The sequence below is a fragment of the Sphingobacterium cavernae genome, from assembly GCF_008520265.1.
Taxonomy (GTDB): Bacteria; Bacteroidota; Bacteroidia; order Sphingobacteriales; family Sphingobacteriaceae; genus Sphingobacterium; species Sphingobacterium cavernae.
The window spans coordinates 1-10,769 of the sequence record NZ_VIQM01000084.1 but is presented as its reverse complement, the minus strand read 5'-3'; the positions used below and the strand labels follow the sequence as shown (position 1 = coordinate 10,769).

6 protein-coding genes are annotated in these 10,769 nt (G+C 37.6%); 4 read left to right on the top strand and 2 right to left on the bottom strand.

Annotated elements, in window-relative coordinates; translation table 11 throughout:
* Positions 1 to 234: 234 nt before the first annotated feature.
* Together FLS47_RS15310 and FLS47_RS15305 are read right to left on the bottom strand one after the other, a co-directional pair.
* Positions 235 to 1,737, bottom strand: a complete 1,503-nt coding sequence (locus FLS47_RS15310) for a sulfatase (protein ID WP_149915217.1) — start codon at positions 1,735 to 1,737, stop codon at positions 235 to 237.
* A 1-nt stretch (position 1,738) separates the two neighbouring features.
* On the bottom strand, positions 1,739 to 3,154 hold the full coding sequence (locus tag FLS47_RS15305) for an alpha-L-fucosidase (RefSeq protein ID WP_223225342.1): 1,416 nt from the start codon (positions 3,152 to 3,154) through the stop codon (positions 1,739 to 1,741).
* A 192-nt stretch (positions 3,155 to 3,346) separates the two neighbouring features.
* Between FLS47_RS15305 and FLS47_RS15300 the strand changes: the two genes are divergently transcribed.
* The 4 genes from FLS47_RS15300 (at position 3,347) to FLS47_RS15285 (ending at position 10,590) form a co-directional block, all read left to right on the top strand.
* A complete protein-coding gene (locus FLS47_RS15300) occupies positions 3,347 to 3,871 on the top strand; it encodes an RNA polymerase sigma-70 factor (protein ID WP_149915216.1) in 525 nt (174 codons plus the stop codon).
* 60 nt (positions 3,872 to 3,931) lie between these two features.
* The gene (locus tag FLS47_RS15295; protein ID WP_149915215.1) at positions 3,932 to 5,041 is read left to right on the top strand and encodes a FecR family protein; all 1,110 of its coding nucleotides are present in this window, start codon (positions 3,932 to 3,934) and stop codon (positions 5,039 to 5,041) included.
* Between the two features lie 137 nt (positions 5,042 to 5,178).
* Entirely contained in the window at positions 5,179 to 8,616 is a 3,438-nt protein-coding gene (locus FLS47_RS15290; protein WP_223225340.1) for a TonB-dependent receptor, read from the top strand.
* Positions 8,617 to 8,625: 9 nt separating this feature from the next.
* Positions 8,626 to 10,590 carry a RagB/SusD family nutrient uptake outer membrane protein gene (locus tag FLS47_RS15285; RefSeq protein WP_149915214.1) on the top strand — a complete coding sequence of 655 codons (1,965 nt, stop codon included), beginning with the start codon at positions 8,626 to 8,628 and terminating at the stop codon, positions 10,588 to 10,590.
* The last annotated feature ends 179 nt before the right edge of the window (positions 10,591 to 10,769 follow it).

The window sequence follows — 10,769 nt, the reverse complement described above, 5'->3', positions numbered from 1 at the left end:
CAACAGCACAGAAATTAGCAATTTGGTTTCCGGGAAGAATGGTGTTAGATTTGCAATAAGAAAAATGGTTGAATTACCGCCCCGCGGGGCGGTAATTCAACCATTGACACAGTTTATTTTACACTCCTCCTGCTGACCTAAATTGGACAAGTCAGGAAAACCATTTTATTTTGATTTTCTTTTTTCACTTATTTAAGTATGCTTTAATTTATATTCCCTAATTTTTCAACTGTCTTATTTTTCAACTGTTTTTGAAGGTACGGGACTGCTGCTGCTTTTTATACGAGTATGTAAAATCTCCTTTAATTCAGTTGCTATACTCTGAACTTCTTTTACTGCAATTAGGTTATTCTTTTCCCCAATATCATCAATTAAATGGTAAAGTTCATAGCTATCTTGGCGCCAATTGTATATAAGTTTGAAGAAGCCTTTCCTTACCGCTGATTTATAGTTAAAGCCATCGCCATCATTCTGGGTCCATTTATTTGGAGTATGAAAAAATAATGGTCTACTATCCGTATCATTCTTTGTTTTTCCATCTAGATACCCCATAACAGATCTACCATCGATTTTTTGCGGTAATGCACTATATCTGACTTTACTCATGTCTAAAATAGTAGGGAATATATCCTCAATAATAACAGGCGTGTCAATTCTTTTTCCCTTTACATTTCCTTTAGTGCCTTTTATGATCAGCGGCACTCTTATGCCACCTTCATAAATTGAACCCTTTCCTGAGCGTAACGGCGCATTATGCGTATGGGGCTCTCCATCTCGTGGTGGAGTAAGGCTTAATCCTCCATTATCGCTAATGAATATGATGTGCGTGTTATCTATAATTGCATGTTTTTCTAAGTATGCTAAAATATCACCCAAGCTCTTATCCATCCCTTCAATCATTGAGGCATACTTGGCTTCATTCTTACTCAAGCCCTGCGCTAGGTATTTTTCATAATACCTATTGTCTGCCATCAACGGGTCGTGAAGGGCATAATGACCTAAATTTAAAAAGAAGGGCAGCTTATTTTTGACGGGATAGTCTAGCGCTTTTAAAGCTTCCAAAGTCAGTGCCTCCGTCAAATAAATATCTTTACCAAAATATTCCTGCATATTTTCAACCCCATGGTAGTCTGCTGTATTTCTTCCAAAATTCTCTTTACCCAAAAAGCTGGCAGGTCTACCCGTGGATGTGCCTGCAATATTGACGATAAATCCTAAAGAATAAGGATTTGATCCAGGCGTTCCAGATGAGGCCCAGTGCGCTTTTCCTGCATGAATGGTAAAATAGCCGTTGTCTTTTAGAATTTGAGATATGGGGGTTGCATAAGCCGTATGGGGGATACCTGGAACTGGGCTAAGTCCATTGTGATTCCATTTGGGTTCAGCAAATTGCTTGTCTTTTTGGCCCGTAGGAGCATCTTTGAAAGGTGATGTCCAGTTGGTTACCTGATGTTGAAGGACATTCATACCTGTTAGTAAGCTCACGCGCGATGGCGTACAGACCGGTGTACTATAAGCGTTTGTAAAGGCAACACCCATTTTAGCCAATTTCTGCATATTTGGGGTGCTATAGATTTTATTATATGCGCTTAGCGCCGAATCAAAAGGATATGAGGTATCCTGCCAGCCCATATCATCTACCATAAATACAATAATATTAGGTTTCTTCTGCGCTTGAAGCATACTTATTTTTACAAGCAGGATTATTATAAAGGCAAATTTTAGTCTTCTTTTCATCTTATTTATTACTGTATAGTGAGAAATTAATGATTTTAGGTGTGGCCCTACTTGAAGTTACCCTCACACGCCAATTATTTGCAATAATAGGCATTTCTAATTTTTTAATGTACTTATGTCCTACAGCCGTTCCTGAATCTATTATCTTCCATGATTTACCCATCTTGACCTCTACCGCAAATTCCATTATTCGGTGGCCATAAGCTATATCTTCTTGTAGCATGATATGTGTGACAGGTATTTTTTTTTCGTTTTTAATTACGGCAATAAGTCCATCCGAATTCACTTTTGCGATAGGATTATCAAATAAGCGATTTATTTCTTTCCCAAATTCCTCTAATCTTTTAAAATCTCCAGCAGGGACTAGTCCCGATGTATCGGGCGTTATGCCTAAAATAAGAGTAGAATTTCGACCTACAGATTTCAGATACATATCCACTAAATCTGCTAGGGGATAAACGCTATTCTCGTCGCCTGGCTCCCAGAACCATTCATGTCTACCATTGTGCCCACGTAGTGGTGCATCCGACATAGCGGGGACGAAATATTTGCCATCTGCATCACCATGCTTTAATAGGTGGTATTTATTCTTACTTATTTCTGCAGGTGCAGATTCGCCAGATCCTGTAAAGTTAAAAGGAAATGTGGACCAATTCGGGTAGCCAACAGTTCCGCTTTCAGACCCTGCCCAACGTGCCTGGGCAAGCTGATCATTATGATAGAAAAGACAATTGGGTTGCAGCTTTTTAACAATAGGAAGCACATCGGGCGCACCCTTATCGGGATGGCTTGCCCCGCCGTCAAACCATATTTCAAAAAGTTCGCCATAATTGCTACAGATTTCTTCAACCATACCTTCAGCCATTAGGTTATAATGGGCTTGCCTATTTTCCTGCATTTCCCCATCTCCCTGCACCCTAAAATCATGCACTCCAAAAAAGCTATTCCACCTTATTCCAAGATAAACCCCAGGCTTAATATCATGTTTTCTACATGCCTGAACAAAATCTTTAACAAGATCAGCCTTTCCGTCTTTATAATTTAACTGACTAATATTGTACGGGTTGTATTTAGAGGGGAATAAGGCAAAGCCTGTCTCATGGGTAGCTGTAATTATAGCAAATTTCGCACCCATGGCCTTGGCACTTAGCACCCACTGCTCCACATCCAGCTTACTAGGATTAAAAATTTGGATGTCTTGAACCGGCATAAGTCTATTTTTACTTTGATTGTATTTTACACCATCAAAGACATGAAGATCATAGTGAAAGACTGCTCCTAACTCCGCTCTTTGCCAGTCTACTTGAGTAGAACTTGGCAGAATTATTTCCTGTGCATATAATTCAGTGCTTAGTATATTAAAAAAACTCATGCACAGTAAACCTAAGTAGTATTTCAACAAGTTTTGTATTCTCATAAATATGTTAAAAAATATCGTTTATTTCTTATAGGACGATTAACACTCTCAGGAGAATGACTCTAATTAAATATTATTTTTATAAAACGATTTTGATGTGCCGATTTGAAAAACAATTACTAATATTGTCAGTAATAACTAATTTGAATCCTGCAAGAGTGAATAGTAATTGTACTATTATACCTTTAGATTATGATTAAACCGGATAAAAAAACTGAAACTGAATTTCAATTAATTTATCGCGATCATTATGCGCAGTTGTATTTGCATGCCTTAAAAATGCTAAAGGATAATGAAGAAGCTAAGGATATTGTACACGAAGTATTCACTAGACTGTGGCTGAAATTTACGCAGCTCCCGGAAAACATAAATATCAAATCGTATTTACTAGTTGCTGTGCGCAATGCCGTTCTTGATCGCTTTTCGAAAGATACGGTACGAAGGAAGTATTTATCTCAGCTGGACCCCAGCGACTTTTTATATTTTAATGATCAGGCAGAAATAGAAACTGAGCTAATGGGCATCATTGAAAATGAAATAGCGCAGCTACCCGAGCAGATGCGAATCGTTTTTATGCAAAGTCGCTTCCACGATAAGTCCAATTCGCAAATCGCTGATGAACTAAATATTTCTATTAACACCGTTAAGACTCATATTAGCAGAGCCATTAAACGTCTTAAATTAAAGACACAGCATTTTTTTTCTCTTTTTATATAATCTCTTGTCATCCCTTTTCTATCTCATCCCGTTTGTAAGATAGTAGATAGCCAAATTAGGATGAACAATAATGCAATAGACGAGCTTTTAAGTAAATGGAAACAGGGAACTCTTTCTGAAAAGGAAAAAAAGGTTCTTATGTCCTGGTATATAAGACAGGCTAAACAGCAGCTCAATTATGAGATTGATACTGCTCAATTTTCAAAAGATTTACAAGAGCTAAAGAATTATAATTTTAAATCAAGGAAAACTAAAATTAGGTCTCTGAGGCCCTATTACTCTGCCGCAGCGTTAATACTGGTCTTCATAAGCTTCATCTTTATAGCAGTATATTATAACTCATCCACGAAGATGTCTTCCAGCGATCCTATATTTTCCCAAGGAAACCGTGCCATATTACATCAAATTAATGGAGAAAGTGTAGCCTTGGAAGACTTTAAATCAGGAGATAAGGTTATAAATGATCATTTTACGACAACAAAAATTGATAGTGGAACTATTGTATATTCTTTAAACGGAAACCATAAACAAATACCCGACTATTATGAGGAAATTACCACGCCAAAAGGTGGGGAGTTTAAAGTTATTTTAACCGATGGTACTAAAGTCTGGTTAAATAATAAAACCAAACTTAAATTTTTTATTTCTAGCACTACAGCTGAGCGTCACGTATGGCTCCAAGGGGAAGCTTTTTTTGAGGTGGCGCACGATAAGGATCGTCCGTTTTTTGTTACCACTGGCAAACAAAAAGTCAAAGTATTGGGCACTGCATTCAATATTAATACAAATGATAATCAAATTGTAACTACCCTAGTGTCTGGGAAAGTAGCAATTAATTCCAATAAAATAATACTTAAGCCCGGTGAGCAGTCAATAACCCATGATTACACCAATTATAAAGTTTCTCAGGTTGATATAGAAGCCTATGTATCCTGGAAGAATGGTTATTTTCTGTTCAATTATGAACCCCTTAGTGAGGTCTTAAGTAAGCTTGGCGATTGGTATGATGTGGATTTTGAAGTGGAGCAGGATTTGGGGGATGAAAAAGTATGGGCAACTGTTTCCCGAAAAAGAAATCTACAAGATGCACTAAAACTTATTGAGAAATCGGGCATTGCAAAATTCACGATTAATAAAGAAAGGAGGATAAGCGTACAGAGAGTGAAGTAATATATAAGTATACTGGAGAACTGCCATTCCCCAGTACATATTCATTAAATAAATAATTTAATTACTAACCAAATATAATGAAAAATAAACTTTTAGAGCAGAGCCACTACTGCTCTGTTAACAGATATATTTTATATATGAAATTAACACTTCTATTTTCTTTTTTTGTTGTACTAAACAGTTGGGCTACAGTGAGTGGGCAGGTAATTACAATAAAAGGAAAAAATATTCAGATTTCTGATTTTTTCAAAGCCATAAAGCAACAAACCGGATATGATGTGATTTCTCGGGGCCAAACAATACATCAGCAAAAATTAGATTTGAACTTCAACAATACGCCATTATCCCAGGCTTTAGATATGGTGTCAAAAAACAGAAATCTGACTTACATCATAGAGAATAAAGCCATCATTATCACTAAGAAATCTTCAAATACAGAGCGTGTTTCTAATTTGAAGGTGCCTGCTTTTAGCGACCCACTGGCTCAAAATCAGGTGCATGGAAGGGTGCTAGGGGCTAATAATCAGCCTCTTTCTAATGTGACAATAAACATCCTCGAGACAGAGCAAATTACCCAAACTGATCAACAAGGTAATTTTAAAATCAATGCATCTGTAGGTGATGTTTTACAGTTTTCTTATCTAGGCTATCAGGCACAAAAGATTACTATTAAAGATTTAAATCAATTAACAATTACTCTGTTAGAATCTCAAGAGGGACTAGATGAAGTTGTAGTAGTGGGTTTCGGCTTGCAAAAGAAAACTAATGTAACAGGTGCAATAGCAACTGTTGATACTAAATTATTAGAATCACGGCCTGTAACATCAGTCACTCAAGCCCTACAAGGTACCGTTCCAGGACTTAATATTTCTACTAATTCCTTAGGGGGACAATTGGGACAAAGTATGAATGTTAATATTCGAGGTACAGGAACAATAGGTACAGGTTCCTCCGCGAGCGCACTAGTGCTTATTGATGGAATTGAAGGAAATATGAATAATTTAAATGCCGATGATATTGAGTCTATTTCTGTATTAAAGGATGCCTCGGCAGCCTCAATATATGGATCAAGGGCTGCTTTTGGCGTGATTTTAATCACTACTAAATCGGGAAAGTCAGGCTCTTCAATTATTTCCTACACCAATAACTTCCGTAATGCGGCACCCATGAACATGCCCCATTTATTGAACTCCTTTGATTTTGCCCATTATTTTAATGAATCTGCAATCAATAACGGGGGACAGGCAATATTTGATGCTAACACCATTGAGCGTATTAGTGATTTTATTGCCGGAAATATCACAACAACGACTATTCCAAATGAGGGTAATGGCAACTGGCAATTTCATGAGCGTGCCAATGATAATGTGAATTGGTATGATGTGCATTATAAAAGTGCATGGTCGGCAGAAAATAATATAAATTTTAATGGTGGATCTGATAAATATCAGTACTACGCCTCGGCTAACTATTTGGATCAGAATGGAAATTTAAGGTATGGTGAGGATAGATTTAAACGTTTTCAAACCATGGGTAAAATCAATGCAAAAATTAATGATTTTGTAGATCTTAAAGTGACCTCCAGATTCGTACGTACCCATCTCAATAACCCGTATTACAGTAGTCTTTCAGGATTATTATATCATGATATTGTTCGCATGTGGCCTATGATGCCTTATAAAGATCCTAATGGACATTACATGCGAAATGGAAAACTAGCGCAGCTTACAAACGGAAGCAGGTCTATTACTAATAATGATAATGTTTTTTTACAAGGGCAAATCGTTATTCACCCGGCAGCAGGATGGAATATATATGCCGAGGCAGGACTTCGTACCATTAATGAAAATAACCAAAGCAACGTAAATTCCGTCTATGAATATAACGTTAAAGGAGAGCCACTGCTTCTGCAATTCGATGGTACTCGACCATTAGGGGCAACGGAGGCTTCTCAGTCATATAGCAATCAGAACATGTATACCACCAGTATGTATTCTGATTATACCCAGCAGCTAGATAATCATCTTGTGAAAATGATGATCGGAGCCAATACAGAGCTATTTAAATTTAGAAATTTAGGCGCCATGCGGCCTAATTTATATTCGGAATCAGTTCCCGAAATAAGTGCCGCAGGTGGAATCGATAAGATTACAGCTGCTAATGTATATGACTGGGCTACAGCAGGATTTTTTGGACGTTTAAATTACGATTATGCAGATAAGTATTTATTGGAAGTAAATCTTAGATATGATGGATCCTCAAGATTCTTAAGCGATCAACGCTGGTCTCTTTTTCCTAGTTTTTCTGTGGGTTGGAATTTGGCTAAAGAAAATTTTATGTCCTTTAATAATTTATTCACCGTCATAAAGCCTAGGTTTTCTTGGGGGAGGTTGGGAAATCAAAATACCAATAATATTTACCCATTCTATCTTACGCAGCCTATCACTGCAAATGGTGGAAACTGGCTTGTGGGCGGCGTAAAACCTACAATAGCGTCTGTTCCTGGTATGATAAGCAGTACCCTTACTTGGGAGAAAATAAACACCAAAAACTTAGGTTTGGATATGGTGGGATTTTCCAATCGATTTAGCCTAAGTTTCGATTATTTCAATCGCCTTACAGAAGGAATGGTAGGACCAGCGGCGGAAATTGGAGCTATTTTTGGAACATCTTTGCCTAATACCAATAATGCAACTTTAGATAACAAAGGCTGGGAGCTCGTATTGGGATGGCGTGATAAAATAGGACAGCTGGGCTATAATATAAGTGCAAATTTAGCAGACAATATTGTTAAAGTTAAAAAATACCCTAATGCATCAAATGCGTTATCTACGTATTACAACGGCCAGGTTTTAGGTGAAATTTGGGGTTACCATACCCAAGGTATTGCCACCTCAAATGAACAAATGAACGACTGGTTATCCAATAATAAACCGACATGGGGGGCAAATTGGGGAGAAGGAGATATCATGTATAAAGATATAAATGGCGATGGCGAGGTGAATATGGGGTCCAATACATTAGACGATCCAGGAGACCGAAGTATTATTGGTAATAGCACACCGCGCTACTTATTTGGATTAAACATAGCGCTGGACTGGAAAGGGCTGGATTTTAGTGCTTTTTTGCAAGGGGTTGCAAAGCGTGATGCATGGTTAAGCGATCCAAACTTTTGGGGTGTGGGCACTGGACAGTGGCAGTCAACGGGTTTTGTCGAGCATCTTGATTATTACCGCCCTGAAGGCACAACATCTGTTTTTGGCGCGAATACCTCAGCCTATTATCCTAAACCGTATTTAAGTCAGACAATGAATCAAGAGGTACAAACTCGATATTTGCAAAATGCTTCATATTTGCGTTTAAAGAATATTCAGTTAGGGTATACACTAGATGCTAATTTATTGGCAAAAGCCAAAATTCGTAAAGCTAGATTTTACCTGAGCGCAGAGAACCTAATGACCGTAAGTAGCATATTAGATGTGTACGATCCCGAAGCAATTAATGGTCCTTATGGTAATGGTAAGACTTATCCACTTTCCCGTACCATTTCCTTGGGGTGTAATTTGACATTTTAAACTGACATTATGAAAACTATATATATTAGTGTTCTTCTTGCTTTACTATCTTTTAGTTCGTGTAATAAATTTTTAGATAGAGAGCCATTAGGAGAAATTTCTACAAACACTTACCTCAGAACAGACAATGACTTAGCCGCCTATGCCATAGGTTTATATAATATTTTACCTTCGCATGGGCCAGGAAGTTATGGTCTGGGTATTTTTGCAGTTGATAATGGAACCGATAATCAAGCTGCTACATCTCCAAACACCTTATTTATTCCCGGTCAGACGCGTGTCCCTAATACTGGGGGAGATTGGGACTTCTCTTCCATCCGTTCTGTAAACTACTTTATAAATACAGTAGAACCTCGAATGGAGAATTCTCAAATATCAGGCAACCAAAGTCATGTAAAGCATTATTTAGGGGAAGTATACTTTTTGCGCGCTTTTATTTATTTTAATAAACTCGTGAGTTTGGGAGATTTTCCAATTTTAACGCAGGAAGTTGGTCAGGATTATGCGAGTGTTTTAGAATTTAGCAAAAGGAGACCGCGTAATGAAGTTGCTAGATTTATTTTAGCAGACTTAGATAGAGCATTTTCCTTAATGTTACCCGTTGCACCTGCGCAAAATAGATTATCACGTAATGTAGCTGCATTATTTAAAAGCCGGGTTGCCTTATTTGAAGGTACATGGGAAAAATACCATAAAGGCACCTCTCGAGTGCCCAGAGGACCAGGCTGGCCTGGTGCTGGAGCATCTTATCTTAATGATTTTCAAATAAATATCGATCAAGAGATTAATTTTTTTCTTACACAGGCTAAAGAAGCTGCTAAAGTCGTTGCAGAATCACATTCTCTAGCGGCTAATTATCCTGCCATGTTCAATAGTAACACATTAAATGGAAATCCTGAGGTGCTGCTGTGGCGTGGATATAATGTTAGTACAGATGTTAGTGTCTTTCATTATGTAGTTGGATATATCCAGCGTAATGGAGGTGGGAATTCAGGGTTTACCAAAAGTATGATAGAAGCACATTTAATGGCTAATGGACTACCTATTTATGCTGCCAATTCTGGATATCAAGGAGATAATACCTATGAACATGTATTCCAAGGAAGGGATCCGCGATTAGGATATAATGTTTTAAAAACTGGAGACTTATTGGCAGATGATCCCTCCTTCAATGAATGGGCTGTCAACGGTAAAGGATATTTTTATAGACCACCAATTGTTATTGGGCAACAGGAAAATAGATCCACAACGGGATATTCTGTGAAAAAAGGACATACAGCGGATGCTGCCCAAGCGCCAACTAAACCAAGTACAATCGCAAGTGTTGTTTTCAGAGCTGCCGAGGCCTATTTGAACTATATTGAAGCGGATTATGAATTAACGGGTTTATTAGATCAATCGAGCATTAAATATTGGAAAGCTCTGCGTACACGGAGCGGTCTGAATACTGATATTGACAATACTATTCAGCATACCGATTTATCTAAAGAATCTGACTGGGCTAAATTTTCAGCTGGTAACCTTATCAGTCCTACCTTGTACAATATTAGGCGCGAGCGTAGAATAGAGTTTGCAGCAGAAGCTTTTAGATGGAATGATTTGAAAAGATGGAGAGCATTAGATCAAGTTGTAGATTATCATATCGAAGGATTTAACCTGTGGGATGAAAATTATAAATTATATACTAATCCTTCACATGGCATTGCTCCAATAGCATTAATTGAAAATGGTGCTACCAATTCTAATGTTTCCTCACGCTTGGAAAGTAAATATATTCGGCCCTATAGAGCAAATTCTGGAAACTTGGCTTATAAGGGTTATTCTTGGAATCAGCACAAATACTTAAACCCTATTGCAACAACCCACTTTAGGTTAACAACTATTCAAATAGGAAGTAGCGATTATTCTACATCGGTAATATATCAAAATCCAGGTTGGACAACAGTGGCCAATTCCTTAGCAGATGGCGATTAGTCTTTTTAAGGTTTGTATAATCTTGGAGTTATTTTATTAAAGAACATTAAACTATCATACTACCCAACTACTGGACAACTGCATAAATGTTTAAATTAGCAGTTGAGAATGAAAAAAGAACGCAGGAAATTCAGTGCAAGCTTTAAGGCTAAGGTAGCCATAGAAGCCATCAAAGAGCA

Bases quoted from the DNA above. Each gene is read 5' to 3' on its own strand.
- FLS47_RS15310 (WP_149915217.1), bottom strand. From the start codon at position 1,737: ATGAAAAGAAGACTAAAATTTGCCTTTATAATAATCCTGCTTGTAAAA.
- FLS47_RS15305 (WP_223225342.1), bottom strand. From the start codon at position 3,154: ATGAGAATACAAAACTTGTTGAAATACTACTTAGGTTTACTGTGCATG.
- FLS47_RS15300 (WP_149915216.1), top strand. From the start codon at position 3,347: ATGATTAAACCGGATAAAAAAACTGAAACTGAATTTCAATTAATTTAT.
- FLS47_RS15295 (WP_149915215.1), top strand. From the start codon at position 3,932: ATGAACAATAATGCAATAGACGAGCTTTTAAGTAAATGGAAACAGGGA.
- FLS47_RS15290 (WP_223225340.1), top strand. From the start codon at position 5,179: ATGAAATTAACACTTCTATTTTCTTTTTTTGTTGTACTAAACAGTTGG.
- FLS47_RS15285 (WP_149915214.1), top strand. From the start codon at position 8,626: ATGAAAACTATATATATTAGTGTTCTTCTTGCTTTACTATCTTTTAGT.